This is a genomic window from Pseudomonas sp. RL, assembly GCF_000647775.1.
In the GTDB taxonomy this organism is placed as follows: domain Bacteria; phylum Pseudomonadota; class Gammaproteobacteria; order Pseudomonadales; family Pseudomonadaceae; genus Serpens; species Serpens flexibilis.
In genome coordinates this window covers 19,477-46,243 of record NZ_JBOY01000005.1, presented here as the reverse complement: position 1 = coordinate 46,243, position 26,767 = coordinate 19,477, and the positions used below count along the sequence as shown (strand labels likewise).

Sequence of the window (26,767 nt, the reverse complement as noted above, 5' to 3'; positions counted from 1 at the left end):
CCCTGGCGGCCGTCCTGCAGGGCCGCGCCTCGCTGGGCAGCAGCCTGCCGCCGCTGCTCGAGCGCGTCGAAGCCCGCGACCGCGGACTGGTGCAGGAACTGGCCTTCGGCACCGCCCGCTGGCAACCGCGCCTGGCGCTGTTGGCCGAGAAGCTGCTGCAGAAGCCGTTCAAGGCCGCCGATCGCGATGTCGAGGCCCTGCTGCTGGTCGGCCTCTACCAACTCTTCCACACCCGCGTCCCGGCGCATGCCGCCATCGGCGAAACGGTTGGCTGCACGGACAAGCTGAAGAAGCCCTGGGCCAAGGGCCTGCTGAATGCCGTGCTGCGCCGCGCCCAGCGCGAAGGCGAGGCGCTGTTCGCCGAACTGGAGCGCGATCCGGTCAGCCGCACCGCTCATCCGCGCTGGTTGCAGAAGCGCCTGAAGGCCGACTGGCCGGAGCACTGGGAAGCCATCTGCGCGGCCAACAACCTGCACCCGCCGCTGATCCTGCGCGTCAATCGGCGCCACGGCAGCCGCGACGCCTATCTGGACGAATTGCGCGCCGCCGGCCTTTCAGCCGAACCCTGCGCGTTCAGCGCCGACGGCATCCGCCTGCTGCAGCCCTGCGACGTCACCGGCCTGCCGGGCTTCGCCGAGGGGCGGGTCAGCGTGCAGGACGAGGCCGCGCAGCTGGCCGCCGGCCTGCTGGAACTGGCGCCCGGCCAGCGCGTGCTGGACGCCTGCGCCGCACCGGGCGGCAAGACCTGCCACCTGCTGGAGCGCGAGCCGGGCCTGGGCGAGGTGATCGCGCTGGATGCCGAGCCGCTGCGCCTGACCCGAGTGCGTGAAAACCTGGATCGCCTGCGCCTGCAGGCCACGCTGGTCGCCGCCGATGGCCGCGACATCGCCGCCTGGTGGGACGGCACGCCGTTCCAGCGCATCCTGCTGGATGCCCCCTGTTCGGCCACCGGGGTAATCCGCCGCCATCCAGACATCAAGCTCACCCGCCAGGCCGAGGACATCAGTGCCCTGGCCACTTTGCAGAGCGAACTGCTGGATGCCCTGTGGCCGACCCTCGAGGTCGGCGGCATTCTGCTCTACGCCACCTGCTCGGTGCTGCCCGAGGAAAACAGCGCTAACATCGACGCCTTCCTGGCGCGCACGCCGGGCGCGCGCGAACTGGATATTCCGGGCAACTTCGGCATCAAACCGGCCCACGGACGCCAGCTGCTGCCGCAGCCGGACGGCCACGATGGTTTCTACTACGCCAAGCTGATGAAGATTGCCGCTGGCCCGCGCGGCTAGTGGCTGACCTCTCAGTGGCCTGCTAACGGAGCTAACAGGTGAAGATCATCATTCTCGGCGCCGGCCAGGTGGGTGGCACCCTGGCCGAGCACCTGGCCAGCGAGGCCAACGACATCACCGTGGTCGACACCGACGGCGACCGCCTGCGCGAGCTGGGTGATCGCCTGGACATCCGCACCATTCAGGGCCGCGGCTCGTTTCCCACCGTGCTGCGCCAGGCCGGCGCCGACGATGCCGACATGCTGGTGGCGGTGACCAACAGCGACGAGACCAACATGGTCGCCTGCCAGGTGGCCTACACCCTGTTCCACACGCCGACCAAGATTGCCCGCGTGCGCGAACCCGCCTACCTGACCCGCGCCGGGCTGTTCGACAACGAGGCCATCCCGGTCGACGTGCTGATCAGTCCCGAGCAGGTAGTGACCAACTACATCAAGCGCCTGATCGAATACCCCGGCGCCCTGCAGGTGATCGACTTTGCCGATGGCAAGGCCCAGCTGGTGGCCAGCAAGGCCTACTACGGCGGGCCGCTGGTCGGCCAGCAGCTCAAGGAACTGCGCGCCCACATGCCCGGCGTGGACACTCGGGTGGCGGCCATCTACCGGCGCAACCGGGCCATCGTGCCGCGCGGCGACACGGTGATCGAGGCCGACGACGAGGTGTTCTTCATCGCCGCGCGCGGCAACATCCGCGCGGTGATGAGCGAGCTTCGTCGCCTGGAAGACAGCTACCGGCGCGTGGTGATCGCCGGCGGCGGCAACATCGGCGAGCGCCTGGCCGAGGCCATCGAAAGCCGCTACCAGGTGAAGATCATCGAGAAGAGCCCGGCGCGCTGCCGGCATCTCTCGGAAGTGCTGGACAGCACCATCGTGCTGCAGGGCAGCGCCTCGGACCGCGACCTGCTGCTGGAAGAGAACATCAACGACGCGGACATGTTCCTGGCGCTGACCAACGACGACGAGGCCAACATCATGTCCTCGCTGCTGGCCAAGCGCCTGGGCGCGCGCAAGGTGATCACCCTGATCAACAACACCGCCTACGTGGACCTGGTGCAGGGCGGCGAGATCGACATCGCCATCAGCCCGCAGCTGGCCACCATCGGCACGCTGTTGACCCACGTGCGCCGTGGCGATGTGGTCAGCGTGCACTCGCTGCGCCGGGGCGCCGCCGAGGCCATCGAGGCCATCGCCCATGGCGACGCCAAGTCCAGCAAGGTAGTGGGGCGGCGCATCCGCGATATCGCCCTGCCGCCGGACACCACCATCGGCGCGGTGATCCGCGACGAGGAAGTACTGATCGCCCACGACGACACCCTGATCGAGTCCGGCGACCACGTGATCCTGTTCCTGATGGACAAACGCCATATCCGCGATGTGGAACGGCTCTTCCAAGTGGGGTTGGCATTCTTTTAAGGTGAGCGGGTCCGCACGGAGACCGCCGTCATGCTCGCATCGCTGGAAAACATGCTCGCCAAGGGAATCGACAACCCGCTGCTGCGCTTCGGGCTCGGCAAGGGCTATCTGGATGCCGGCGATCCGGCCAGGGCCGCCGAGCATCTGCGCCGCTGCGTGGCGCAGGACCCCAAGTATTCCGCCGCCTGGAAGCTGCTGGGCAAGGCGCTGCAGGCCAGCGGCGACCTCGACGGCGCGCGCCAGGCCTGGCAACAGGGCCTGCAGGCGGCGCAGGGTCACTGCGACAAGCAGGCCGAGAAGGAGATGACGGTGTTCCTGAAGAAGCTGGACAAGCCGGCGCGCTCGTAAACAGCGCCGACCGCCCTACACGGAGACGCACCGTAGGGTGGGCAACGCACAGCGTTGGCCACCACCAGCGATTACACCGTGGCCGGGTGCCCCGGCAGCAGTCGCATCAGCGCGTTGAGCAGCATGCCGTAGAGCGGCACGAACAGCGCCAGGCTGATGGCCAGCTTGATCACATAGTCCACTGCGGCGATCTCCACCCAGTTGGCCGCCATGAATGCATTGCTGCTGTTCCAGAAGGCCACCGAAAAGAACACGAAGGTGTCCACCAGCGTGCCCAGCGTGGTCGAGGCGGCGGGCGCCACCCACCACTGGCGCAGACGACGCAGGCGGTCGAACACCTGGATGTCCAGCCACTGGCCGACCACATAGGCGGCGAAGCTGGCCAACGAGATGCGCAGCACGAAGTCGTTGAACTCCAGCAAGGCCGCGACGCCGCGGTAGGTGCCTTCCTGGAACAGCACCGAGACCCCATAGGAGACCAGCAGCGCCGGCAGCATGACCCGGGCAATCACCCGCCGCGCAACCTGCTTGCCGAGCAGACGCACGGTGAGGTCGGTGGCCAGGAAGATGAACGGGAAACTGAAGGCGCCCCAGGTGGTGTGCCAGCCGAACAGGCTGACCGGGATCTGCACCAGGTAGTTGCTGGCGATGATGATGAGGATGTGAAACGCGATAAGCACGGCCAGCGCACGCTGGACCGCCAGGGTAGGCAACGGCATCGGATGATCCTTTTTTTGACCTGGGGTGAGGGAACCCATGAAGCCCGCTTGGGGCGGGCGGCATTCTAGCGGCTTTCAGCCGCGCGCGTCATTGAGGATGAACAGCAGACCGGCGCCGCGCTCGTCGGTACGCTGAATCTCCATCTCCAGCACCGGAGCGGGGGATGGCAGTCCCTGGATCTGCGCCTTCAGGCGCGTACCCACCGGCAGCCTGACCAGCTCGCGCAGTTCCACATAGACACCCACGGCGGATACGTCCCGGGTATGTGCGTCCTTTTCACCGAAGCTCTCGTGCCAGACGCGGATATGCCAGTAGAGCGGCGTACGCGAATGGCGACGGCGGTCGCCGCTGACAGCAGTCAATACCACTTCGCCTCACCCTCGGGGCGTTGCTTGAAGCGCTTCATGGTCCACATGTACTGGTCCGGGTAGGCGCGCACATAACGTGCGATGACCTCGCTCTGCGCCGCCACGGCGGTTTGTGCATCTTCGCTGTACATGGCCTCCGGAGCGGCTTCCATGATCACCTTGAAACCGGAGCCGTCGGGCAGACGCACCGCATGCAGGAACAGCGCCTCCGCCTTGTGGCCGCTGATCATGCCGTGCACGAACTTGCTGGTCAGCGCCTGGGTACCCAGGAAGGGCACGAACAGACCGCTGCTGCGGCTCGGCTCCGGATCGGCCGGAATGCCGGCCTGCCCGCCACTGCGCACTTCCTTGATCACGCTGAGGATGCCTTCCTTGGTGGAAGGTGCCACGCGGTTGCCCATCTGGGTGCGCTGCGCGGCCAGCAGGTCATCGAGCGCCTGGATCTTCGGCGGACGGTAGAAAATGATCGGCTTGCAGTGCGAGCAGTAGAAGTGGTTGAGCACTTCCCAGTTGCCCAGGTGGCTGGTGATGCCGACCACGCCCTTGCCCGAGGCCAGGGCCCGCTCGAGGACGTCGAGACCCTCCACTTCACGCACCTTCTGCAGCGTGCGCTGCGGATGCCAGATCCAGGCGCAGGCGCTTTCGGTGAAGGTCTTGCCAATGGCTTTCAGCGTGTCGCGCAGCAGGGCTTCCCGGGCGGCCGGGTCAAGCTCCGGGAAACAGCGTTCAAGGTTGATGCGCGCCACCTCGCGGGAGCGGTTCGGCAGGCGATACATGAGTACGCCCACGGCGGAGCCCAGCGCCTGCACGGCGCGCCAGGGCAACAGGGCCAGCAGCTTCAGGAAACCGACTGCCAGGGCTCCCTTGATTCTTTCCACACGCGTTTCCTCTCTACAGGAATGGCATTTCGTCATCACGAAACGTTCATTGCAAAAAAATGGCCAGCCGCTATCAGGCCGGGGCGGCAAGGATCTTTCACAGGGGCATCCCGCGCAAGCGCAATCCGGGTCGGGAAGGCTCGCCGACTAGCGCGGCGGCTGGCTGAGCTCGGCGTGACGCGAGCAATCCACGACATGGTCCATCACCATGCCGGCCGACTGCATCAGCGCATAGCAGATGGTCGGCCCGACGAAGCTGAAGCCGGCCTTCTTCAAGGCCTTGCTCATCGCCTCGGCCTCGGGGGTGTGTACCGGCACCTCGCCGATATGCGCAGGGCGGTTGATTATCGGCGTGCCGCCGACGAACGACCACAGCCAGTCGGCGGGTGCGTCGATGCGCAGCCAGGCGCGGGCGTTGCCACGCACCGCCTCCAGCTTGCGGCGATTGCGGATCAGGCCAGGATCCTGCAGCAGACGCAGGATGTCCTCGTCACTGAAACTGGCCAGACGCTGCGGGTCAAAACCGTGCAGTACCTGACGAAAATAGTCACGCCGGCGCAGCACGGTCAGCCACGACAGTCCCGCCTGGAAACCTTCCAGGATCAGCAATTCGAACAGCACCGCCGGATCGCGCTGGGGGACGCCCCATTCGCGGTCGTGGTAGGCGATGTAGATCGGATCGTCAGTGCACCAGGCGCAGCGTGGCATCGGTGTTTCCTAGCATCGAGGGCCGGTCATTCGGATATACTTCGCGGCTTTGAACGTCGTCAAAGCGCCTGTCGGATCCACCAGGCTTCATCCGGCCGGGACGCTTCTCCCCGCATCAGCACAGGTGAAATTCCGTGAGCCAGACTACGCCCGCCGTGCGCACCTTCCAAGACCTGATCCTGGCCCTGCAGCAATTCTGGGCCGAACAGGGCTGCGTGATCCTGCAGCCCTACGACATGGAAATGGGCGCCGGCACCTTCCACACCGCCACCTTCCTGCGCGCCATCGGTCCGGAAACCTGGAACGCCGCCTACGTGCAGCCGTCCCGCCGGCCGACCGACGGTCGCTACGGCGAGAACCCCAACCGCCTGCAGCACTACTACCAGTTCCAGGTGGTGCTCAAGCCCAACCCGGCCAACATCCAGGAGCTGTACCTGGAATCGCTGCGCCGCATCGGCGTGGACACCTCGGTGCATGACATCCGCTTCGTCGAGGACAACTGGGAATCGCCGACCCTGGGCGCCTGGGGCCTGGGCTGGGAAGTCTGGCTCAACGGCATGGAGGTGACCCAGTTCACCTACTTCCAGCAGGTGGGTGGGGTGGAGTGCTACCCGGTGACCGGCGAGATCACCTACGGCCTGGAACGCCTGGCCATGTACCTGCAAGGCGTGGACTCAGTGTACGACCTGGTCTACTCCGACGGCCCGTTCGGCAAGGTCACCTATGGCGACGTGTTCCACCAGAACGAGGTGGAACAGTCCACCTACAACTTCGAACACGCCAACGTCGACAAGCTGTTCGAGCTGTTCGACCACTACGAGTCCGAGGCCAACCGGCTGATGGAGCAGCAGCTGCCGCTGCCCGCCTACGAAATGGTCATCAAGGCCTCGCACAGCTTCAACCTGCTGGACGCGCGCCGCGCCATCTCGGTGACTGCCCGCCAGCAGTACATCCTGCGTGTGCGCACCCTGGCGCGGAACATCGCCCAGAGCTACCTGCTGGCCCGCGCCCGCCTCGGCTTCCCGATGGCCACCCCCGCACTGCGTGACGAAGTCCTGGCCAAGCTGAAGGAGGCCGAATAATGAGCGCACAAGATTTTCTGGTCGAACTGGGCACCGAAGAGCTGCCGCCCAAGGCGCTCAAGAGCCTGGCCGAAGCCTTCCTGGCCGGCATCGAGAAGGGCCTGAAGGACGCCGGCCTGGCCTATGCCACTGCCTGCTACTACGCCGCGCCGCGCCGGCTGGCCGTGCAGGTCAGCCAACTGGCCGTGCAGCAACCCGATCGTGAAGTGAACCTCGATGGCCCGCCGGTGCAGGCCGCCTTCGACAAGGACGGCAACCCGACCCAGGCCGCCCTGGGCTTTGCCCGCAAATGTGGCGTGGACCTCGCGGAGATCGACCGCAGCGGCGCCAAGCTGCGCTTCTCCCAGCGCATCGCCGGCCAGCCCGCCGTGGCCCTGCTGCCGGGCATCGTCGAAGCGTCGCTCAATGCCCTGCCGATCCCCAAGCGCATGCGCTGGGCCGATCGCAAGGAAGAATTCGTGCGTCCGACCCGCTGGCTGGTGATGCTGCTCGGCGACAGCGTGGTCGAGTGCGAGATCCTTGCCCAGAAGGCCGGCCGCACCTCGCGCGGGCATCGCTTCCATGCCAACCACGACGTGCGCATCAGCCGTCCGGACAGCTACGTGGAAGATCTGCGCAGCGCCTACGTGCTGGCTGATTTCGCCGAGCGCCGCGCGCAGATCGAATCCCGCGTCGCCGAACTGGCCAAGGCCGAGAACGGCACCGCCATCGTGCCGCCGGCACTGCTGGATGAGGTGACCGCGCTGGTCGAGTGGCCGGTGCCGCTGGTCTGTTCCTTCGAAGAACGTTTCCTGGCCGTGCCGCAGGAAGCGCTGATCTCCACCATGCAGGACAACCAGAAGTACTTCTGCCTGCTGGATACCCACGGCAAGCTGCTGCCGCGCTTCATCACCGTGGCCAACATCGAATCGAAGGACCCGGCGCAGATCGTTTCCGGCAACGAGAAGGTGGTGCGTCCGCGCCTCACCGACGCCGAGTTCTTCTTCAAGCAGGACAAGAAGCAGAAGCTGGAAAGCTTCAACCAGCGCCTGGCCAACGTGGTGTTCCAGGCGCAGCTGGGCACCGTGCTGGACAAGGCCGAACGCGTCTCGGCGCTGGCCGGTTTCGTCGCCGAACGCATCGGTGGCAATGCGGACAACGCCCGCCGCGCCGGCATCCTCTCCAAGTGCGACCTGGCCACCGAGATGGTCGGCGAGTTTCCGGAAATGCAGGGCATCGCCGGCTACTACTACGCCAAGCATGACGGCGAAGCCGACGACGTCGCCCTGGCGCTCAACGAGCAGTACATGCCGCGCGGCGCCGGCGCCGAGCTGCCGCAGACCCTGACCGGCGCTGCCGTGGCCGTGGCCGACAAGCTGGATACCCTGGTCGGCATCTTCGGTATCGGCATGCTGCCCACCGGCTCCAAGGACCCCTACGCCCTGCGCCGCGCCGCCCTCGGCGTGCTGCGTATTCTCATCGAGAAGCAACTGGACCTGGACCTGGTCGAAGCCGTCGAGTTTGCCGTCGCCCAGTACGCCGACAAGGTCAAGGCCGCCGGCCTGGCCGAACAGGTGCTGGAGTTCGTCTTCGACCGTCTGCGCGCTCGCTACGAGGACGAAGGCATCGACGTCTCCACCTACCTGTCGGTGCGCGCCGTGCAGCCGCGTTCCGCGCTGGACTTCGACCAGCGCGTGCAGGCCGTGCAGGCGTTCCGTGCGCTGCCGGAAGCCGGCTCGCTGGCCGCGGCCAACAAGCGCGTGTCCAACCTGCTGAGCAAGCAGGAAGGCCAGCTTCCAGCCGCTGTCGAGGCCCGCTATTTCGACCACGCCAGCGAGTTCTCGCTGAATGCTGCCATCCAGCATGCCCTGCAGGACGTACAGCCGCTGGCGGCCGCGCGCTGCTACCGCGAGGCGCTGGAGCGTCTGGCCAAGCTGCGCGAGCCGGTGGACGCGTTCTTCGATCAGGTGCTGGTCAATGCCGAGGACGCCAGCGTGCGCGCCAACCGCTATGCCCTGCTGGCGCAGCTGCGCGGCCTGTTCCTGGGCGTGGCGGACATCTCGCTGCTCGGCTAGGTGACGATCGGGCTTCAGGCACCCCCTGAAGCCCCTCTTCGAGGCTGCTGTATGAAGCTGATCATTCTTGACCGCGACGGCGTCATCAACCAGGACTCCGACGACTACGTGAAGAGTCTGGAAGAGTGGGTTCCGATTCCCGGCTCGATCGAGGCTATCGCCCGACTCAGCCGAGCCGGCTGGACGGTGGCGGTAGCCACCAACCAATCCGGGCTGTCCCGCGGCTATTTCAGCGCGCAGACCCTGGACGCGATGCACCAGCGCCTGCGGCGGCTGGTGGAAGAGCAGGGCGGCGTGATCGCCCTGATCGAACACTGTCCTCACGGTCCGGACGACGCCTGCGATTGCCGCAAGCCGCTGCCCGGCCTGTTCCGGCGCATCGCCACGCATTTCCGCCTGAGCGACCTGCGCGGCGTCCCCGCGGTGGGCGACAGCCGCCGCGATCTGGAAGCCGGCCTGGCGCTCGGTGCCGATCCGTTCCTGGTGCGCACCGGCAAAGGCCAGCGCACGCTGGAGAAGCCGCTTCCATCCGGCACACAAGTCTTTGATGACCTGGCCGCCGTGGCCGACCATTTGCTGGAAACCCGTCCATGAGCGCAACGCAACGCCTGAGAACCGTGGTGTTCTATCTGCTGCTGTCGGCCAGCGCCTTTGTGTGGGGCACCGCCAGCCTGGTCATCGCGCCGCTGCTGCCGTTTCGCCAGCGCTACCGGATCATCGTGCAGAGCTGGTGCCGGCTGGCGATCTGGCTGGCCCGCTCCCTGGTGGGTATCCGCTATGAGGTGCATGGGCTGGAGAACATTCCCGAGCGCCCCTGCGTGATCCTTGCCAAACACCAGAGCACCTGGGAAACCTTCTTCCTGTCCGGGCTGTTCAGTCCGCTGAGCCAGGTGCTCAAGCGCGAACTGTTGCTGGTGCCGTTCTTCGGCTGGGCCCTGGCGCTGATGCGCCCCATCGCCATCGACCGCGACAATCCCAAGTTGGCCCTCAAGCAGCTGGCCAAGCAGGGACATGAGCACCTGATGCGCGGCAACTGGGTGTTGGTATTCCCGGAAGGCACCCGCGTGCCGGTAGGGGAAACCGGCAAGTTCTCCCGCGGCGGTTCGGCGCTGGCCGTCAACGCCGGTCTACCGGTGCTGCCTATCGCACACAATGCCGGCCACTGCTGGCCCAAGCAGGGCTGGGCCAAACACCCCGGCACCATCCAGGTGTTCATCGGCCCGCCCATGTACGCCGAAGGCGAAGGCCCGCGCGCGATCAGCGAGCTGAATCAGCGTGCCGAACGCTGGATCGGTGAGCGCATGGCCGAGATCGATCCCCCTCGTGCTGTCAGCAGCGCCTCGCTGGCCAGCTGACGGTCTACCCCGTATTCCGGGCCGGCGTTGCCGGCCCCGCCTTGATCCGTGCTCCCATGAATGAAGAACTTCTCGCGCAAGAATGGCAGGCACTGATCCGCCAATACGCCGATGCCCTGCCGATTCTCCAGTCGCTGGCCGAGACGTACCGCGTCGCGCTGGCCCGCGAATTTTACGAACAGATGCTGGAAAACCCCGGTTCCTCTCCCTACCTCAGTCATGAGCAGGTACGTACCCAGCTGAGCAGTTCGCTGCAGCGCTGGATCATCAACGTGTTTGCCGCCCAGCAGACGGAACAGGTGATCGAGTGCATTCGCCTGCAGCAGCACGTCGGCAAGGTGCACGCACGCATCGAGGTGCCGGTGTCCCTGGTGCTGCGCGGCGCCCGCCAGCTGAAGACCCACCTTTCCCGGCTGCTCATGGACAGCGGCCTGGACGATCACGCCCAGCACGCCGCCACGCGCCTGGCCTGCCAGTTGATCGATCTGACCATGGAGATCATGAGCCAGGCCTATTCGCTGTCCCACGACCGCAACTCGCGTGCCGAAGAGGCCTACCGACTGTTCTCGGTGTCGCAGAACCTGGGTACGGAGAAGGAACGGCAACGCGGCGCACTGCTGGACTGGGAGAACCAGCTGATGTTTGCCCTGGCCACCGGCCAGCAGGCCAGCTATCTGCCGAAGCTCAGCGATTCGGAGTTCGGCCTGTGGTTTCGCCACAAGGCCTCGCACGCCTTCCAGGGTTCGCCGGAGAGCACGTCCATCCTCACCTACATCCGTGCCATCGATGCCCAGCTGGAGGATTTGCGCAGCCAGGAACACGGCGGGCGCAGCGATCTGCCCATCGATCTGCTGCGCCAGATCCGCGAGCAGACCAAGTCGATCCGATTCCTGCTCGACAGCCTGTTCGAGCAGGCCAACGACCTGGAGGCCGGCCGTGATGCACTCACCCACCTGCTCAACCGCAAGTTCCTGCCGGTGGTGATGAGCAAGGAGGTGCTCTACAGCCGACAGAGTGGTCATAGCTTCGCGGTGCTGCTGATCGACGTGGACCACTTCAAGCAGATCAACGACACCTACGGACACGAGGCCGGGGACCAGGCGCTGCAGCAGATTGCCGGCCTGCTGACCAGCAACACGCGCGGCGGCGACTATGCCTTCCGCCATGGGGGCGAGGAGTTCCTGCTGGTCCTGGTGGACATCGAGCCGACACGCGCCTTGCAGGTGGCCGAGAGTCTGCGGCAGCGCATTGCCTCCGAATCGTTCCGCATCGGCGGCCAAGTACTTCAGCTCAGCGTCAGCATCGGTGTGGCGGTACACGACGGCCATCCGGACTACCAGCGCCTGCTGCGCCGTGCCGATCAGGCGCTGTACCAGGCCAAGCGCGACGGTCGCAATCGCAGCGTTCTACTGGCAAGCTGAACGGTGCCCTGCCCGGGTGTGGAACCAGGGCAGGGCTGCGACGCCATTTCCAACCTGCATAGGATTCCATCATGAAGCTCTACTACGCCCCGGGCGCCTGCTCGCTTTCTCCGCACATCGTGCTGTGCGAGCTGGGTCTCGATCACCAGCTGGAAAGGGTCGACCTGCGTACCCAACCGCACCGCACCGCCTCCGGTGAGGACTTCAGCCAGATCAACGCCAAGGGTTACGTGCCCGCGCTGCGCCTGGACGATGGTGAACTGCTGACCGAAGGCCCGGCGATTGTCCAGTACCTGGCTGACCAGAAGCCCGACGCCGGCCTGCTGGCTCCGGCGGGCAGCCTGGCCCGGGCGCGTGCTCAGGAGTGGCTGAACTACATCGCCACCGAACTGCACAAGAACTTCGGCGCGCTGTTCCGTCCAGGCACTGCGGAGGAGGTCAAGGAGGCCGCTCGCGCCACGATCGCCCAGCGCCTGACCTATACCGCCGATGCCCTGCAAGGACGTGATTATCTGGTGGGTGACCGCTTCGGTGTCGCCGATGCCTACCTGTTCGTGGTGCTGGGCTGGTGCCAGTTCCTGGCCGTCGATCTCGCGCCCTATCCGGCGCTGCAGGCATTCCAGCAGCGCATCGCCGCACGCCCGGCGGTACAGGCTGCACTCAAGGCCGAAGGGCTGCTCAAGTAACCCCCACCGGAGGATTTTGCGCGCGCAGCAAAAAGGGGAGCCTGAGGCTCCCCTTGAACATTCAACTGCGTATCTTTGCCTGCCCCCGGCCTTGTTGTTGTTATGGCCGTTGGTGTCTGTTGCTGACGGCTCCCACATGGAGCCAAGAGCGAACGTATTTTTTTGACTGCGGGTGTCGGCTACTTCAACCGGTACCGGGCTGCTGCCTGAAGTGACAGTCCGTTCTTTCCCGGGCACCTACAGCCACGTCAAAAGAATCTGTTTGCTACGTCCCTGCCGTCTTGTCGTTGTTATGTCAGAGGCGTTGACTGTTGTTGTTATTGAGTTCGGGTTTGTCATTGTTGTTGTGAGTGTCATTAGGCCTGTTAACCACCACAGTCGGCTATAAGACCTAAGTCCATGATTTTCCGTGGGTTGCCGGCGACGCTTCGGTTACCCTGCCGTGCCTTTTCCCAGAGACATGTTTCTCATGCGCCGTTTTCCCCGCTACGCAGTGCCCACACGATGATCGAAGCCGGCGCCTACAGCGGGTTATTTCTTGCGGCCCTCGGAGCGGCAACCCTGCTGCCCCTGCAATCCGAAGCCCTGCTGGTGGCACTGCTGCTGAGCGGGCAGTATTCAATCGTCGCCTTGCTGGGGATCGCAACCGCCGGCAACGTGCTGGGCTCCTGCCTGAATGCGCTGCTGGGTCGTTCTCTGCAACACTGGCAGCACAAACGCTGGTTCCCTGTCAGCCCCCAGCAGTTGGAACAGGCCCGCCAGCGCTATCAACGCTACGGCCGCTGGAGCCTGCTGCTGAGCTGGCTCCCCATCATCGGCGATCCGCTGACGGTCATTGCCGGCGTGATGCGTGAGCCTTGGTGGAGCTTTCTGTTACTGGTCCTGGTCGCCAAGGGTGCGCGCTACCTGATGCTCACCGGCCTCACCCTTGGCTGGATGGGCTAGGGCTCTTTCGCGGCAAAAAAAACCCGGCGCAGGCCGGGTTTTTTTCATCGTCTGCAGGTGTTAGACGTCCAGATTCGACACCGCCAGGGCATTGGCCTCGATGAAGTCGCGGCGCGGCTCCACGGCGTCGCCCATCAGGGTATTGAAGATCTGGTCGGCGGCAATGGCGTCCTCGATGGTCACCTTGAGCATGCGCCGGGCGGCCGGGTCCATGGTGGTTTCCCACAGCTGATCCGGGTTCATTTCGCCCAGGCCCTTGTAGCGCTGCACGCTGTAGCGCTTGCTGGTTTCCGCCATAAGCCAGTCCATGCCTTCCTTGAAGGTGCTAACCGCCTTGCGCCGCTCGCCACGCTTCACATACGCGCCTTCCTCGAGCAGGTTGCCCAGCTTCTCGCCCAATGCCACGACGCTCTTGTAGTCGTTGCTGGCAAAGAAGTCGCGGTTGAAGGTGATGTAGTGCGACAGGCCGTGGGACTTGATCTCCACCTCCGGCAGCCAGAAACCGCGCTCGCGGTCCTCGCGCAGCTGCAGCTGGTAGGTGGCCTGGCCCGAGCGTTCCTCGGCCTTCAGGCGCTCGCGCAGCCCATCCAACCAGCCCTGCATGGCGCTTTCGCTGGCGAACTGCTCCAGGCCAATGGCCGGCAGGTACATGAAGTGTTCAGTGAGCTCCTGCGGATACAGGCGCGACAGGCGCTTGAGGGTCTTCATCACCGCGCGGTAATCGTTGACCAAGGCTTCGAGGGCCAGGCCGGAAATGCCCGGCGCGTTCTCGTTGACGTGCAGGCTGGCATCCTCAAGGGCGGTCTGGGTCATGTACTCCTCCATGGCCTCGTCGTCCTTGATGTACTGCTCCTGCTTGCCCTTCTTGACCTTGTACAGCGGCGGCTGGGCGATGTAGACGTAACCACGCTCGATCAGCTCCGGCAGCTGCCGGAAGAAGAAGGTCAGCAGCAGGGTACGGATGTGGGCGCCGTCGACGTCGGCGTCGGTCATGATGATGATGTTGTGGTAACGCAGCTTGTCGATGTTGTACTCGTCGCGGCCGATGCCGCAGCCCAACGCGGTGATCAGGGTGCCCACTTCCTGGGAGGAAAGCATCTTGTCGAAGCGCGCCTTCTCCACATTGAGGATCTTGCCCTTGAGCGGCAGGATCGCCTGGGTGCGCCGGTTGCGGCCCTGCTTGGCGGAACCGCCGGCGGAGTCACCCTCCACCAGGTAGAGCTCGGACAGCGCGGGGTCCTTTTCCTGGCAGTCAGCCAGCTTGCCCGGCAGGCCGGCGATGTCCAGGGCGCCCTTGCGACGGGTCATTTCCCGGGCCTTGCGCGCGGCCTCGCGAGCCCGTGCGGCATCGATCATCTTGCCGACCACCGCCTTGGCGTCGTTGGGGTTCTCCAGCAGGAAGTCAGCGAAGAACTTGCCCATTTCCTGTTCCACCGCAGTCTTCACTTCCGAGGACACCAACTTGTCCTTGGTCTGCGAGCTGAACTTGGGATCCGGCACCTTCACCGAGATGATCGCGGTCAGGCCTTCACGGGCATCGTCGCCAGTGGTGGAAATCTTGAACTTCTTGGCCAGGCCCTCGGCCTCGATGTAGTTGTTCAGATTGCGTGTCAGCGCCGAGCGGAAGCCCGCCAGGTGGGTGCCGCCATCACGCTGCGGAATGTTGTTGGTGAAGCACAGGATGTTTTCATTGAAGCCGTCGTTCCACTGCAGGGCCACTTCTACGCCCACACCGTCCTCTTCGCGCTGCACGGTGAAGTGGAACACGCTGTTGACTGCGGTCTTGTTGGTGTTCAGGTATTCGACGAAGGCCTTCAAGCCGCCTTCGTATTTGAAGAGTTCTTCCTTGCCGCTGCGTTCGTCGCGCAGCACGATGCCGACGCCGGAGTTGAGGAACGACAGCTCGCGCAGGCGTTTGGCCAGGATGTCCCAACTGAAATGGATATTGCGGAAGGTCTGCGCGGACGGCTTGAAGTGGATCTGCGTGCCAGTGCCCTCGGTTTCGCCCACTGCGGCCAGAGGCGCCTGCGGCACGCCATGCACGTAGGTCTGCTCCCACACTTTTCCGGCACGCCGAATGGTCATCACCAGCTCTTCGGAGAGCGCATTGACCACCGAGACGCCCACGCCATGGAGACCGCCCGAGACCTTGTAGCTGTTGTCATCAAACTTACCGCCAGCGTGCAGCACGGTCATGATGACCTCAGCAGCCGAAACGCCTTCTTCCTTGTGGATATCCACAGGAATGCCCCGCCCGTTGTCGCGGACGGTGATCGATTCGTCGGTATGAATGGTAATGGTGATTTCGGAGCAGTAGCCGGCCAGGGCTTCATCGATGGAGTTGTCCACCACCTCGAACACCATATGGTGCAGACCGGTGCCATCGTCGGTATCGCCGATGTACATACCGGGGCGTTTGCGCACTGCATCCAATCCCTTCAGCACCTTGATACTGGAGGAGTCGTAGGTGTTTTGTTCGCTCATGCTTCACTCCGATAGTCTTGGGTGATTCGACCATGTTCCACGTGGAACATGGCAACCGGCGTATCCGTGCGCCAGCCATCCTTCAATACGTGGGGTTCGACGCAGGTGATGAATACCTGGCACTGCAACTCTTCAAGGAGGCGACACAACGCCATCCGGTGACGCTCGTCCAGCTCCGAGGGCAGGTCGTCTACCAGATAGAGGCAACGACCCTGTTTGGCCTGATTGAGCAGATGCCCCTGGGCTATGCGCAAGGCGCACACCACCAGCTTCTGCTGACCGCGGGATAGAATGTCTGCCGCATTGTGGCCCTCCAGGCGCAAACGCAGATCGGCGCGCTGAGGACCTGCCTGGGTGTGGCCGAGCGACATGTCTCGCTGCAGGCTGCTCTCCAGCACTTCCTCCAGCTCGCGATCCTTGTCCCACCCTCGGTAGTAGCTGAGGGACAGCCCGGGAAGATCCAGCAGCTGGGCCAGCGTGTTCTCGAAAACCGGTTTCAGGGAGTGGAGATAAGCGCGTCGATAGGTGTCGATTTCTCGGCTTGCCAGGCACAGCTCCCGGTCCCAGGCAGCCTGCGCAATGGCGTCCAGTCTACCATGCCGAAGCCACGAATTCCGCTGCCTGAGGGCCTTTTGCAGGCGTTGCCAGCTGCCTAGGAAGCGAGGTTCCACGTGGAACACTCCCCAATCCAGGAACTGGCGGCGTACCTTGGGCGCGCCCTCAAGCAGCCGGAAACTGTCCGGATTGATTAGCTGCAACGGCAGCGCTTCGGCCAACTGCGCGGCACTGCGTGCGTTCTGTCCGTCGATACGGATCTGCAGCTCGCCGTTTCGTTCACGGCCGAGGCCCAAGCTGCTGCAGCCACCCTCGGCAAGCTGGATCTCACCAAAAACAGTCAGGGCGCTATGCTCGGTCTGAATGACCGGTTGCAGGCGCGGACTACGAAAGGACCGCGCCATGCCCAGCAGATGGATAGCCTCGAGCACGCTGGTCTTACCGCTGCCGTTGGCACCGTGGAGGATGTTGATACCGGGGGAAGGCTGCAGGGTCACCGGCTGCAGATTGCGCACGCCGGTGACCATCAGACGAAGCAGGGACACTTCGAAAAGGCAGGTGCGCGTATTACAGGCGCATCGGCATGACGACGTAGGAAGAGTCGTCGTTGTCGGCTTCCTGCACCAGCGCACTGCTGTTGGCATCGGAGAGCACCAGGCGCACCTGCTCCGCACTCATCACACCGAGCACATCCAGCAGGTAGCTGACGTTGAAGCCGATCTCCAGAGGCGAGCCCTGGTATTCCACTACCACTTCTTCCTCGGCCTCTTCCTGCTCCGGGTTGTTGGCCTGCAGCTTTAGCAGGCCATTCTCCAGCTGCAGCCGGATGCCACGGTACTTTTCGTTGGAGAGGATGGCAGTGCGACTGAACGCTTCGCGAAGCTGCTGGCGGTCGCCGATCACCACCTTGTCGCCGCCACGGGGCAGCACGCGCTCATAGTCGGGGAACTTGCCGTCGACCAGCTTGGACGTAAAGGTGAATTCACCGGTGGTGGCGCGGATATGGTGCTGGCCCAGGGTGATAGCCACTTCGCCGTCCTGGTCGGTGAGCAGGCGGGCCAGCTCGAGAATCCCCTTGCGTGGCACGATGACCTGATGGCGGTCGCCATGAGGAATACCGGCATTCAGGGCACACATGGCCAAACGATGCCCATCGGTGGCCACGGCGCGCAGCACACCGGCATTGACCTCCAGCAACATGCCGTTGAGGTAATAGCGCACGTCCTGCTGGGCCATGGCAAAGCCGGTCCGCTCGATCAACCGACGCAGCTTGCTTTGTGCAACGCTGAAACCCAGCGAACCGGGACCTTCCTCGACGCTGGGAAAATCGTTGGCGGGGAGGGTAGAGAGCGTGAAGCGGCTGCGGCCGGATTTGATCAGCAACTTCTGATCATCGACGCGCATGTCGATCAGCGCATCGCTGGATAGGCTCTTGCAGATATCCATCAGCTTGCGCGCCGGCACGGTGATCTCCCCCGGCTCGGCTGGCTCCTCCAGGCTGACGCGGCCAACCAGCTCCACTTCCAGGTCGGTACCGCTCAGAGACAGTTGCTGGCCCTGAACCACCAGCAGAACGTTGGAAAGCACGGGCAGCGTCTGACGGCGCTCAACGACGCCGGCCACCAGTTGCAGGGGTTTCAACAGGGCTTCGCGTTGAATGGTGAAATGCATGGTGGGTTCCTTGCGAACAGGTGGAATCAGGTGGTCAGCGTGCGCAGCAGGTTCTTGTAATCCTCACGGATGTCCGCGTCGGATTCCTTGAGCTCGGCAATCTTACGGCAGGCGTGCAGGACCGTGGTGTGGTCTCGCCCACCGAACGCATTACCAATCTCCGGCAGGCTGTGATTGGTCAGCTCCTTGGACAGCGCCATGGCCACCTGTCGTGGCCGGGCGATGGAACGCGAGCGTCGCTTGGAGAGGAGCTCGGTCAGCTTGATCTTGTAGTACTCGGCCACGATGCGCTGGATGTTGTCGATGCTGACCAGCTTGTCCTGCAGGGCGAGCAGGTCCTTCAGCGACTCGCGAATGAGCTCGATGCTGATCGGGCTGTTGGTGAAATGCGAGTGAGCAATCACACGCTTGAGTGCCCCTTCCAGCTCACGGACGTTGGAGCGGATGCGCTGCGCGATGAAGAACGCGGCGTCATGGGGCAGCTCGATACGCGTCTGCTCGGCCTTCTTCATCAGGATCGCCACGCGAGTTTCCAGCTCGGGCGGCTCGACCGCCACCGTCAGGCCCCAGCCGAAGCGCGATTTCAGCCGCTCCTCCAACCCCTCGATTTCCTTGGGGTAGCGATCGCTGGTCAGGATGACCTGCTGACCACCTTCCAGCAGCGCGTTGAAGGTGTGGAAGAACTCCTCCTGGGAGCGCTCCTTCTTGGCAAAAAACTGGATATCGTCGATCAGCAGCGCATCCACCGAACGGTAGAAACGCTTGAACTCGTTGATGGCATTGAGCTGCAGCGCCTTGACCATGTCGGCCACGAAACGCTCGGAATGCAGGTAGACCACCTTGGCATTGGGATTCTTCTTCAGGAGGTGGTTACCCACCGCGTGCATCAGGTGCGTCTTGCCCAGGCCGACCCCGCCGTACAGAAACAGCGGGTTGTAGCCGTGCTTGGGATTGTCGGCCACCTGCCAGGCGGCCGCCCTCGCGAGCTGGTTGGACTTGCCCTCGACGAAGTTCTCGAAGGTGAAGGTGCGATTAAGGTAGCTGGTGTGCTTGAGCGCACCTTCCACCTGGACGTTGCGCTCGACCACCCGGCTGGGCGCCGGCGGCGGAGCAACCATTGGGGCCTCGACTGCAGGCGCCGGCATCGCATCGATGGCCGGCGCAGGAGCCGCAGCAGCCACCGGCCGCGGCGCAGTGGCAGCCGGGCGAGCACTGCGGCGGGCACCGATCAGCAACGACACGGCGGGAGACAGGCCATTCCCGCGCTCACCGAGCAGCTCGATCAGACGACCCAGGTACTTTTCATTGACCCAGTCGAGCACGAAGCGATTGGGCGCATACACGCGCAGCTCATCGGCATCCCCTTCGACCTGCAGCGGGCGAATCCAGGTGTTGAATTGCTGGGCCGGCAGCTCATCGCGAAGCAGTTCCACACACTGCTGCCATAGTTCCACAGACACGGATACCCCCAAGCCTCGAAGGCGTAAAACATGGTCGCCAAACAAGCGGGCATTGTAGCGAGCAGGGGGGATGTTATCCACAACAAACAGGGCGATCGCCGCGCCGGCGAGCCGATGGGTCAGGCGCAACGCAGCTGTGCGCCAATCTGTTGATAAACCAAGGGATACTTCTGTGGGCAAGCCACCGGATAACGATCGGGATAAATCGGGTGTGGGTAAGCGGCCATTCCATCCACCGCTTATCCGCAACCCGTGCACCGGAACGCCAACGCTTATCCGCTGACCTATACAGCGCCGCAAGCCCTAGAACAGACGGCTTAGGCAAGGTTATCCACAACAGTCTCGGCGACCAATACATAACGACATAAACAATCTTTTTCTCAAAAGTACCTATTCCTTTTCTTCAGACGAGCCGGGGCTGGCTGGAAATTGACCTGCCCCCTCGCTTTCTCTAGAATTGCCGGTCTCTTAAAACGGGGGCCACTCCCGGCCCGTAGTGACCACCAGGTAATCCATCATGAAACGCACTTTCCAACCCAGCACCCTGAAGCGCGCTCGCGTCCACGGTTTCCGCGCCCGCATGGCCACCAAGAACGGCCGTGCTGTCCTGTCGCGTCGTCGCGCCAAGGGCCGCAAGCGTCTGACCGTCTGACCACAGCAGCACTCGTGGTGAGCCGAAGTTTCGGTCGGGAAAAGCGCCTGCTCAAACCCCGACAGTTCAAAGCAGTCTTCGACTCACCCAGCGGTAAGGTCGCGGGCAGGAACGTTCTGCTCCTCGCCCGCGCAAACGGTCTGGATCACCCCCGCCTTGGGCTGGTGATCGGCAAGAAGAGCGTCAGGCTCTCGGTCGAGCGCAACCGTCTGAAGCGCCAGATCCGCGAAACATTCCGCCAGCAGCAGTGCGATCTGGCTGGCTGGGATGTCGTGGTCGTGGCCCGCAAGGGCCTCGGCGACCTGGACAATCCGGAGCTTGCCGGCCAGTTCATCAAGCTCTGGAAGCGTCTTGCCCGGCTGCCACGCCCCCAGGACGGTTCCCATGCCCAACAGCTCGCGGATGCGTAAACTGGTCGTCGCACCGATCAAGTTCTACCGCTATGCCATCAGTCCCATGATGGCCAGCCACTGTCGCTTCTATCCGTCCTGTTCCTGCTACGCGCTGGAAGCCATCGAACAGCATGGCGTTCTGCGCGGCGGCTGGCTGAGCCTGCGCCGACTTTCCCGCTGCCACCCCTGGAACCCGGGCGGTTACGATCCGGTTCCACCCGCTTCAACTCCCCGACCCCCTTCGATGGCCGAGTAACCATGGATATCAAACGTTCGATATTGCTCGTCGCCCTGGCAGTCGTCTCCTATCTGCTGGTTCTGCAGTGGAATGAGGACTACGGCCAGGCGGCACAGCCGCCGGCACACAGCTCCATTGCCGCCAACCCCGCCAGCGATCTGCCGGATACCACGCAGAGCAACACGGCGCACGACGATGTGCCCGTGGCGGAGCAGGCGCAGCCGCAACCCAGCCAGGTGGCCGATGCCGCCGGGGCCGACCAGCTGATCCGTGTCAGCACCGACGTGCTGGAACTGGCCATCAGCCCGGTCGGTGGCGATATCGTCCAGTTGAGCCTGCCGAAGTACCCGCGCCATCAGAAGAACCCCGATGTACCGTTCCAGCTGTTCGACAATCGCAACGGCAGCACCTATCTGGCCCAGAGCGGTCTGCTCGGCAACAACGCGCCGGATAGCAGCAGCGGCCGGGCGCGCTGGAGCGCGGAATCGCGCCAGTACCAGCTGGCCGAAGGTCAGGACCGTCTGGTGGTCGACCTGACCTACGCCGACCAGGGCATCAGCTACACCAAGCGCTTCACCTTTACCCGCGGCAGCTATGACCTGAAAGTCGAGTACCTGGTCGACAACCAGAGCGGCCAGGCCTGGCGCGGCACCCCGTACGCGCAGCTCAAGCGCGACGGCAGCGCCGATCCGTCTTCGACCACCGCCACGTCGGCCACCTACCTCGGCGCGGCGATCTGGACCCCCGAGGAGAACTACAAGAAGGTCTCCATGGGCGACCTGGACGACAAGCCGCTACGCACTACCGTGCAAGGTGGCTGGGTCGCCTGGCTGCAGCATTACTTCGTCACTGCCTGGATTCCGCCAGCCGACAGCAGCAACGGCGTCTACGGCCGCAAGGACAGCCAGGGCAACTACATCGTCGGCTTCACCGGTCAGGCACTCGACGTCCCCGCCGGCAGCCAGGGCGCAACCGGCATGACCCTCTACGCCGGTCCGAAGATCCAGGAAGACCTCAAGGCCCTGGCCCCTGACCTGGACCTGACCGTCGACTACGGCATCCTCTGGTTCCTCGCCCAGCCGATCTTCTGGCTGCTGGAGCTGATCCACGACGTGCTGGGCAACTGGGGCTGGTCGATCGTGGTGCTGACCCTGATCATCAAGCTGATCTTCTTCCCGCTCTCGGCGGCCAGCTACAAGTCCATGGCCCGCATGCGCGCCGTGTCGCCCAAGCTGCAGGCGCTCAAGGAGCAGTACGGTGACGATCGCCAGAAGATGTCCCAGGCGATGATGGAGCTGTACAAGAAGGAGAAGATCAACCCGCTGGGCGGCTGCCTGCCGATCCTCGTGCAGATGCCGGTGTTCCTGGCCCTGTACTGGGTGCTGCTGGAAAGCGTGGAGATGCGCCAGGCGCCGTGGATCCTGTGGATCACCGACCTGTCGATCACCGACCCGTACTTCATCCTGCCGATCATCATGGGCGTGACCATGTTCATCCAGCAGCAACTCAACCCGACGCCGCCGGACCCCATGCAGGCGCGCGTGATGAAACTGCTGCCGATCATCTTCACGTTCTTCTTCCTGTGGTTCCCGGCTGGTCTGGTGCTGTACTGGGTGGTCAACAACGTCCTGTCCATCGCCCAGCAGTGGTACATTACCCGGCAGATCGAGGCTGCGGCCAAGTAAGCCGGCGCCATTCGCCAAACCCTGCAAACGCCCCGTTCTCGGGGCGTTTTGCATTGTGGAGAAACGTTCCATGCACAGCCGTGACACCATTGCCGCCGTCGCCACCGCCCAGGGTCGTGGAGGGGTAGGCATCGTGCGGGTTTCCGGGCCGCTGGCCCTGTCGATCGCCGAGGCGCTCAGCGGCCGCACGCCGCGCCCGCGGCACGCCCACTACGGGCCCTGGCGCGACGCCGAGGGCCAGGTGCTGGACGAGGGCATCCTGCTGTTCTTCCCCGGCCCGCATTCGTTCACCGGCGAAAACGTGCTGGAGTTGCAGGGGCATGGCGGGCCGGTGGTGCTCGATCTGCTGCTGGATCGCTGCCTGGCACTCGGCGCGCGGCAGGCGCGTCCGGGCGAGTTCAGCGAGCGCGCCTTCCTCAACGACAAGCTCGACCTGGCCCAGGCCGAGGCCATTGCCGACCTGATCGAGGCCAGCTCGGCCCAGGCGGCGCGCAACGCCCTGCGCTCGCTGCAGGGTGAGTTCTCGCGGCGCGTGCACGAGCTGAGCGAACAACTGATCCAGCTGCGCATCTATGTGGAAGCGGCCATCGACTTCCCCGAGGAGGAAATCGACTTCCTCGCGGATGGCCACGTGCTGCGCCAGCTGGAAGCCATCCGCGCCTACCTGGCCGAGGTACAGCGCACGGCCGGGCAGGGCGCGTTGCTGCGCGACGGCATGACGGTGGTGATCGCCGGCCGCCCCAATGCCGGCAAGTCCAGCCTGCTCAATGCCCTGGCCGGCCGCGAGGCGGCGATCGTTACCGACATCGCCGGCACCACCCGCGACCTGCTGCGCGAACATATCCACATCGATGGCATGCCGCTGCACGTGGTGGATACCGCCGGGCTGCGCGACACCGAGGATCAGGTGGAGCGTATCGGTGTGGAACGCGCGCTCAAGGCTATCGAGGAGGCCGACCGCATTCTGCTGCTGGTCGACTCCAGCGCTGCGGAGGCCGACGATCCCTTTGCGCTGTGGCCGGAATTCCTGGACAAGCGCCCGGCACCCGAGCGGGTCACCCTGATTCGCAACAAGATCGACCTGAGCGGCGAGCCGGCCGGCCTCCAGCAGGGCGCCGATGGCCATGTCACCCTGAGCCTGTCGGCACGCAGTGGCGCCGGTCTGGACCTGCTGCGCGAGCATCTGAAGACCTGCATGGGTTATCAGCAGACCGCCGAAAGTGGCTTCAGCGCACGCCGCCGGCACCTGGAAGCCTTGCATCAGGCAGCCGCCCACCTGGATCACGGGCATGCCCAGCTGACCCTGGCCGGCGCCGGCGAGCTGCTTGCCGAGGATCTGCGTCAGGCGCAGCAGGCACTGGGCGAGATCACCGGTGCGTTCAGTTCCGACGATCTGCTGGGACGCATCTTTTCCAGTTTCTGCATCGGCAAGTGACCCGCAAACCCTGTGCACAACTGCCTGTGAACCCGGTCGATAAGCCTGGGGATTGGCCACTGGAAAACGCGCTTGTGGATAGATAGGCCACTTCTCCCCAGCTTGCCGACCGCTTATGCCAAGCTTGCACCCGGGTTCGGCACAGGGTTGTCATTGTCTGAAAGCCCTTTGCCAGAGGGCTTACAGGCCGTTATCCACAGAACGGAACGTTGCTAAACATAGCTTTAAGAGAAAGCTCTTTAAGAAATTCATATCTCTCTATCTATAAAAGACCTGGCGTACCGAGTGGCGGGCAAGCGACGGCCATGACTTCTTTCAGGCACTCTCTGCGCCTATACTTGCCGGCTTCCCCGAATTCACAGTTCATAACCGCGAGGTGCGTGGTGGACTTCCCTTCCCGTTTCGACGTCATCGTGATCGGCGGTGGCCATGCCGGTACCGAGGCGGCCCTGGCCGCTGCGCGCATGGGCGTGAAGACCCTGCTGCTCAGCCACAACGTGGAAACCCTCGGCCACATGAGCTGCAACCCGGCGATCGGCGGCATCGGCAAGAGCCACCTGGTCAAGGAGATCGATGCGCTGGGCGGTGTCATGGCGCAAGCCACCGACCTGGCCGGCATCCAGTTCCGTGTGCTCAATGCGCGCAAAGGGCCCGCCGTACGCGCCACCCGCGCCCAGGCGGATCGCGCGTTGTACAAGGCCGCCATCCGCAGCCTGCTGGAAAACCAGCCCAACCTGTGGATATTCCAGCAATCCGCCGATGACCTGATCGTCGAACAGGATCAGGTCAAGGGTGTCGTCACTCAGATGGGCCTGCGTTTCCTGGCCGATAACGTGGTGTTGACCACCGGAACCTTCCTCGGCGGACTTATCCACATCGGGTTGCAGAACTACTCTGGCGGTCGCGCTGGCGACCCGCCCTCGATCGCCCTGGCCCGTCGCCTGCGCGAGCTGCCGCTGCGCATCGGCCGCCTGAAGACCGGCACGCCCCCGCGCCTGGATGGCCGCACCATCGATTTCTCGGTGATGACCGAGCAGCCGGGCGACACGCCCACGCCGGTGATGTCCTATCTGGGCCGGGTCGAGCAGCATCCGCGTCAGGTCAGCTGCTGGATCACCCACACCAACGCGCGCACCCACCAGATCATCGCCGGCAACCTGGATCGCTCGCCGATGTACTCCGGGATCATCGAGGGCATCGGGCCGCGCTACTGCCCGTCCATCGAAGACAAGATCCACCGTTTCGCCGACAAGGACAGCCATCAGGTGTTCCTCGAGCCGGAAGGGTTATCCACCAACGAGTACTACCCGAACGGGATTTCCACCTCGCTGCCGTTCGATGTGCAGCTGGAGATCGTGCGCTCCATCCGCGGCCTGGAAAACACCCACATCGTGCGCCCGGGCTACGCCATCGAGTACGACTACCTGGACCCGCGCGACCTGAAGAGCTCGCTGGAGACCAAGGTGATCGGCGGGCTGTTCTTTGCCGGTCAGATCAACGGCACCACCGGTTACGAAGAGGCCGGCGCACAGGGCCTGCTGGCCGGCGCCAATGCCGCGCTGCGTGCGCAGGGCCGCGAGGCCTGGAGTCCGCGCCGTGACGAGGCCTATCTGGGTGTGCTGGTCGACGACCTGATCACCCTGGGCACCCAGGAGCCGTATCGCATGTTCACCTCGCGCGCCGAGTACCGGCTGATCCTGCGCGAGGACAACGCGGACCTGCGCCTGACCGAGAAGGGCCGCGAACTGGGCCTGATCGACGACGCACGCTGGGCAGCCTTCGAAGCCAAGCGCGAGGGCATCGCCCGCGAGGAACAGCGCCTGAAGAGCACCTGGGTCCGTCCAGGCACGCCGGAGGGTGAGGCGATTGTGCAGCGCTTCGGCACTCCGCTGACCCACGAATACAACCTGCTCAACCTGCTGGCCCGTCCGGAGGTGGACTACGCCGGCCTGCTGGCTGTCAGCGGCGACACGGAAGTGGACCCGCAGGTTGCCGAACAGGTGGAGATCCGTACCAAGTACGCCGGTTATATCGGGCGTCAGCAGGACGAGATTGCTCGCCTGCGGGCCAGCGAGGACGTCCGCCTGCCGGAGGATATCGACTACACGGCGATTTCCGGCCTGTCGCGGGAGATCCAGCAGAAGCTCGGCCAGGCCCGCCCGGAAACCCTGGGGCAGGCCGGACGCATCCCCGGCGTCACTCCGGCGGCGATTTCCCTGCTGCTCATCCACCTGAAGAAACGCGGCGCTGCCCGCGGCCTGGAGCAAAGCGCCTGATGAGCCTGGTGACCGAACGGCATGCCGAAGAATTGCGCCAGGGCGCGCGTCAGCTTGGCGTGAGCCTGCAGGCCCGCCAGGAAGAACAGCTGCTTGCCTACCTGGCCCTGCTGATCAAGTGGAACAAGGCCTACAACCTCACGGCGGTGCGCGACCCCGACGAGATGGTGTCCCGTCATCTGCTCGACAGCCTGAGCATCGTGCCCAGTGTGGCGCCGCTGGGCGAGCGCTGGCTGGATGTGGGCTCCGGCGGCGGCATGCCCGGTGTGCCGCTGGCCATCCTGTTCCCGGAGCGGAAGTTCACCCTGCTGGATTCCAACGGCAAGAAGACCCGCTTCCTGACCCAGGTGAAGCTGGAGTTGCAACTGTCGAACCTGGATGTTGTCCACAGTCGCGTCGAGGCCTACACCCCGGCGCAGTCCTTTGCTGGCATCTGCTCGCGCGCGTTCAGTTCGCTGCAGGACTTCGCCGACTGGACCCGCCATCTGGGCGATGGCGAAACCCGCTGGCTGGCCATGAAGGGCGTGCAGCCGGATGACGAGCTGCAGGCCCTGCCGGAAGACTTCCGCCTGGAAAGTTGCCAGGTGCTGAAGGTCCCTGGTTGCCAAGGCCAGCGGCATCTGCTGATACTGCGCCGCACGGTCTAGACAGGGGAA

General features: G+C 64.4%; 25 protein-coding genes. 17 read left to right on the top strand and 8 right to left on the bottom strand.

From position 1 onward, the window contains the following. Positions 1 to 2: 2 nt before the first annotated feature. The 3 genes from rsmB to AS93_RS0101590 are packed head-to-tail and all read left to right on the top strand — an operon-like array spanning position 3 to position 3,046. A complete protein-coding gene (rsmB, locus tag AS93_RS0101600; RefSeq protein WP_027588946.1) occupies positions 3 to 1,286 on the top strand; it encodes a 16S rRNA (cytosine(967)-C(5))-methyltransferase RsmB in 1,284 nt (427 codons plus the stop codon). A 38-nt stretch (positions 1,287 to 1,324) separates the two neighbouring features. Beyond that, positions 1,325 to 2,698, top strand: a complete 1,374-nt coding sequence (trkA, locus tag AS93_RS0101595; RefSeq protein WP_027588945.1) for a Trk system potassium transporter TrkA — start codon at positions 1,325 to 1,327, stop codon at positions 2,696 to 2,698. A 30-nt stretch (positions 2,699 to 2,728) separates the two neighbouring features. Then, entirely contained in the window at positions 2,729 to 3,046 is a 318-nt protein-coding gene (locus AS93_RS0101590) for a tetratricopeptide repeat protein (protein ID WP_027588944.1), read from the top strand. A 71-nt stretch (positions 3,047 to 3,117) separates the two neighbouring features. Here the strand turns inward: AS93_RS0101590 and AS93_RS0101585 are convergent, their stop codons facing one another. The 4 genes from AS93_RS0101585 to AS93_RS0101570 form a co-directional block, all read right to left on the bottom strand. After that, on the bottom strand, positions 3,118 to 3,765 hold the full coding sequence (locus AS93_RS0101585) for a 7-cyano-7-deazaguanine/7-aminomethyl-7-deazaguanine transporter (protein WP_027588943.1): 648 nt from the start codon (positions 3,763 to 3,765) through the stop codon (positions 3,118 to 3,120). A gap of 75 nt (positions 3,766 to 3,840) precedes the next feature. Continuing rightward, positions 3,841 to 4,128, bottom strand: coding sequence for a hypothetical protein (locus AS93_RS0101580; protein ID WP_037008361.1), 288 nt, complete (start codon positions 4,126 to 4,128; stop codon positions 3,841 to 3,843). Then, a complete protein-coding gene (locus AS93_RS0101575) occupies positions 4,125 to 5,012 on the bottom strand; it encodes a lysophospholipid acyltransferase (RefSeq protein WP_027588941.1) in 888 nt (295 codons plus the stop codon). The genes AS93_RS0101580 and AS93_RS0101575 overlap by 4 nt, the downstream gene beginning before the upstream one ends. A gap of 147 nt (positions 5,013 to 5,159) precedes the next feature. Beyond that, positions 5,160 to 5,720: a DNA-3-methyladenine glycosylase I gene (locus tag AS93_RS0101570; RefSeq protein WP_027588940.1), complete on the bottom strand. Its 561-nt coding sequence runs from the start codon at positions 5,718 to 5,720 to the stop codon at positions 5,160 to 5,162. A 134-nt stretch (positions 5,721 to 5,854) separates the two neighbouring features. Here AS93_RS0101570 and glyQ point away from each other — a divergent pair, with 134 nt between their 5' ends. The 7 genes from glyQ (at position 5,855) to AS93_RS0101535 (ending at position 13,263) form a co-directional block, all read left to right on the top strand. Beyond that, positions 5,855 to 6,802 carry a glycine--tRNA ligase subunit alpha gene (gene glyQ / locus AS93_RS0101565; RefSeq protein WP_027588939.1) on the top strand — a complete coding sequence of 316 codons (948 nt, stop codon included), beginning with the start codon at positions 5,855 to 5,857 and terminating at the stop codon, positions 6,800 to 6,802. Then, complete coding sequence (gene glyS / locus AS93_RS0101560; RefSeq protein WP_027588938.1) at positions 6,802 to 8,856, top strand: glycine--tRNA ligase subunit beta; 2,055 nt, start codon at positions 6,802 to 6,804, stop codon at positions 8,854 to 8,856. Before glyQ ends, glyS begins: the two co-directional genes overlap by 1 nt. A 51-nt stretch (positions 8,857 to 8,907) precedes the next feature. After that, complete coding sequence (gene gmhB, locus AS93_RS0101555; RefSeq protein WP_027588937.1) at positions 8,908 to 9,450, top strand: D-glycero-beta-D-manno-heptose 1,7-bisphosphate 7-phosphatase; 543 nt, start codon at positions 8,908 to 8,910, stop codon at positions 9,448 to 9,450. After that, on the top strand, positions 9,447 to 10,211 hold the full coding sequence (locus AS93_RS0101550; RefSeq protein WP_027588936.1) for a lysophospholipid acyltransferase family protein: 765 nt from the start codon (positions 9,447 to 9,449) through the stop codon (positions 10,209 to 10,211). Before gmhB ends, AS93_RS0101550 begins: the two co-directional genes overlap by 4 nt. 44 nt (positions 10,212 to 10,255) lie before the next feature. Next, on the top strand, positions 10,256 to 11,632 hold the full coding sequence (locus AS93_RS0101545; protein ID WP_027588935.1) for a diguanylate cyclase: 1,377 nt from the start codon (positions 10,256 to 10,258) through the stop codon (positions 11,630 to 11,632). Positions 11,633 to 11,703: 71 nt separating this feature from the next. Then, the gene (gstA, locus tag AS93_RS0101540) at positions 11,704 to 12,318 is read left to right on the top strand and encodes a glutathione transferase GstA (protein ID WP_027588934.1); all 615 of its coding nucleotides are present in this window, start codon (positions 11,704 to 11,706) and stop codon (positions 12,316 to 12,318) included. Between the two features lie 504 nt (positions 12,319 to 12,822). Next, a complete protein-coding gene (locus AS93_RS0101535) occupies positions 12,823 to 13,263 on the top strand; it encodes a YqaA family protein (RefSeq protein WP_027588933.1) in 441 nt (146 codons plus the stop codon). Between the two features lie 60 nt (positions 13,264 to 13,323). Here the strand turns inward: AS93_RS0101535 and gyrB are convergent, their stop codons facing one another. From gyrB to dnaA, 4 genes are read right to left on the bottom strand one after another with little or no spacing between them, the layout of a single operon-like run. Then, a complete protein-coding gene (gyrB, locus tag AS93_RS0101530) occupies positions 13,324 to 15,747 on the bottom strand; it encodes a DNA topoisomerase (ATP-hydrolyzing) subunit B (RefSeq protein WP_027588932.1) in 2,424 nt (807 codons plus the stop codon). Beyond that, positions 15,744 to 16,847: a DNA replication/repair protein RecF gene (recF, locus tag AS93_RS0101525; protein WP_027588931.1), complete on the bottom strand. Its 1,104-nt coding sequence runs from the start codon at positions 16,845 to 16,847 to the stop codon at positions 15,744 to 15,746. The genes gyrB and recF overlap by 4 nt, the downstream gene beginning before the upstream one ends. A 22-nt stretch (positions 16,848 to 16,869) precedes the next feature. Next, positions 16,870 to 17,973, bottom strand: a complete 1,104-nt coding sequence (gene dnaN, locus AS93_RS0101520) for a DNA polymerase III subunit beta (RefSeq protein ID WP_027588930.1) — start codon at positions 17,971 to 17,973, stop codon at positions 16,870 to 16,872. A gap of 26 nt (positions 17,974 to 17,999) precedes the next feature. Beyond that, a complete protein-coding gene (gene dnaA / locus AS93_RS0101515; RefSeq protein ID WP_027588929.1) occupies positions 18,000 to 19,433 on the bottom strand; it encodes a chromosomal replication initiator protein DnaA in 1,434 nt (477 codons plus the stop codon). Positions 19,434 to 19,950: 517 nt separating this feature from the next. Between dnaA and rpmH the strand changes: the two genes are divergently transcribed. From rpmH to rsmG, 7 genes are all read left to right on the top strand, one after another. Next, positions 19,951 to 20,085, top strand: coding sequence for a 50S ribosomal protein L34 (gene rpmH, locus AS93_RS0101510; RefSeq protein WP_021702523.1), 135 nt, complete (start codon positions 19,951 to 19,953; stop codon positions 20,083 to 20,085). Between the two features lie 17 nt (positions 20,086 to 20,102). After that, entirely contained in the window at positions 20,103 to 20,495 is a 393-nt protein-coding gene (gene rnpA, locus AS93_RS18560) for a ribonuclease P protein component (protein WP_175610502.1), read from the top strand. Next, a complete protein-coding gene (yidD, locus tag AS93_RS0101500) occupies positions 20,488 to 20,733 on the top strand; it encodes a membrane protein insertion efficiency factor YidD (RefSeq protein WP_027588928.1) in 246 nt (81 codons plus the stop codon). The genes rnpA and yidD overlap by 8 nt, the downstream gene beginning before the upstream one ends. Before the next feature lie 2 nt (positions 20,734 to 20,735). Further along, a complete protein-coding gene (gene yidC / locus AS93_RS0101495; protein WP_027588927.1) occupies positions 20,736 to 22,400 on the top strand; it encodes a membrane protein insertase YidC in 1,665 nt (554 codons plus the stop codon). Between the two features lie 70 nt (positions 22,401 to 22,470). Then, entirely contained in the window at positions 22,471 to 23,835 is a 1,365-nt protein-coding gene (mnmE, locus tag AS93_RS0101490) for a tRNA uridine-5-carboxymethylaminomethyl(34) synthesis GTPase MnmE (RefSeq protein WP_027588926.1), read from the top strand. 383 nt (positions 23,836 to 24,218) lie between these two features. Continuing rightward, positions 24,219 to 26,111 carry a tRNA uridine-5-carboxymethylaminomethyl(34) synthesis enzyme MnmG gene (gene mnmG / locus AS93_RS0101485; protein ID WP_027588925.1) on the top strand — a complete coding sequence of 631 codons (1,893 nt, stop codon included), beginning with the start codon at positions 24,219 to 24,221 and terminating at the stop codon, positions 26,109 to 26,111. Then, positions 26,111 to 26,758, top strand: coding sequence for a 16S rRNA (guanine(527)-N(7))-methyltransferase RsmG (rsmG, locus tag AS93_RS0101480; protein WP_027588924.1), 648 nt, complete (start codon positions 26,111 to 26,113; stop codon positions 26,756 to 26,758). The genes mnmG and rsmG overlap by 1 nt, the downstream gene beginning before the upstream one ends. Positions 26,759 to 26,767: the final 9 nt, after the last annotated feature.

Excerpts from the sequence above, each read along its gene's own strand:
- gmhB (WP_027588937.1), top strand. The coding sequence starts at position 8,908 with ATGAAGCTGATCATTCTTGACCGCGACGGCGTCATCAACCAGGACTCC.
- rpmH (WP_021702523.1), top strand. The coding sequence starts at position 19,951 with ATGAAACGCACTTTCCAACCCAGCACCCTGAAGCGCGCTCGCGTCCAC.
- rsmG (WP_027588924.1), top strand. The coding sequence starts at position 26,111 with ATGAGCCTGGTGACCGAACGGCATGCCGAAGAATTGCGCCAGGGCGCG.
- gyrB (WP_027588932.1), bottom strand. The coding sequence starts at position 15,747 with ATGAGCGAACAAAACACCTACGACTCCTCCAGTATCAAGGTGCTGAAG.
- AS93_RS0101590 (WP_027588944.1), top strand. The coding sequence starts at position 2,729 with ATGCTCGCATCGCTGGAAAACATGCTCGCCAAGGGAATCGACAACCCG.
- AS93_RS0101535 (WP_027588933.1), top strand. The coding sequence starts at position 12,823 with ATGATCGAAGCCGGCGCCTACAGCGGGTTATTTCTTGCGGCCCTCGGA.
- glyS (WP_027588938.1), top strand. The coding sequence starts at position 6,802 with ATGAGCGCACAAGATTTTCTGGTCGAACTGGGCACCGAAGAGCTGCCG.
- dnaN (WP_027588930.1), bottom strand. The coding sequence starts at position 17,973 with ATGCATTTCACCATTCAACGCGAAGCCCTGTTGAAACCCCTGCAACTG.
- AS93_RS0101585 (WP_027588943.1), bottom strand. The coding sequence starts at position 3,765 with ATGCCGTTGCCTACCCTGGCGGTCCAGCGTGCGCTGGCCGTGCTTATC.
- yidD (WP_027588928.1), top strand. The coding sequence starts at position 20,488 with ATGCGTAAACTGGTCGTCGCACCGATCAAGTTCTACCGCTATGCCATC.
- gstA (WP_027588934.1), top strand. The coding sequence starts at position 11,704 with ATGAAGCTCTACTACGCCCCGGGCGCCTGCTCGCTTTCTCCGCACATC.
- mnmE (WP_027588926.1), top strand. The coding sequence starts at position 22,471 with ATGCACAGCCGTGACACCATTGCCGCCGTCGCCACCGCCCAGGGTCGT.
- AS93_RS0101570 (WP_027588940.1), bottom strand. The coding sequence starts at position 5,720 with ATGCCACGCTGCGCCTGGTGCACTGACGATCCGATCTACATCGCCTAC.
- yidC (WP_027588927.1), top strand. The coding sequence starts at position 20,736 with ATGGATATCAAACGTTCGATATTGCTCGTCGCCCTGGCAGTCGTCTCC.
- AS93_RS0101550 (WP_027588936.1), top strand. The coding sequence starts at position 9,447 with ATGAGCGCAACGCAACGCCTGAGAACCGTGGTGTTCTATCTGCTGCTG.